Source organism: Mycobacterium simiae (genome assembly GCF_008370645.1).
Lineage (GTDB): Bacteria > Actinomycetota > Actinomycetes > Mycobacteriales > Mycobacteriaceae > Mycobacterium > Mycobacterium simiae_A.
Map to the genome: position 1 here is coordinate 1 of NZ_VTZN01000686.1, position 219 is coordinate 219.

Annotated in this window: 1 protein-coding gene; it reads left to right on the plus strand. The window is 71.7% G+C overall.

The genetic code is table 11. The features are described from left to right. A partial coding sequence (locus F0Q45_RS28530; protein ID WP_188113232.1) for a hypothetical protein occupies window positions 1-219 on the plus strand: 219 nt, incomplete at both ends.

Here is a 219-nt window from a genome sequence, read left to right on the forward strand (position 1 = left end):
GCAGCACCCGCACCCACCACCCCTACCGCGCAGCTATCACCACACCGGCAGCCGCCCCGGATAGGCGCGACCAACTATTGGCCGGGTTGGATGCGCTACGCACCGGCCGCCCCCACCCCCACCTGCACCAGCATCACCTGGCCCACCCCGGCGCCAAGGTCGTGTTCGTCCTGCCCGGCCAAGGCGCCCAATACCCCACCATGGGCGCCGGGCTCTACC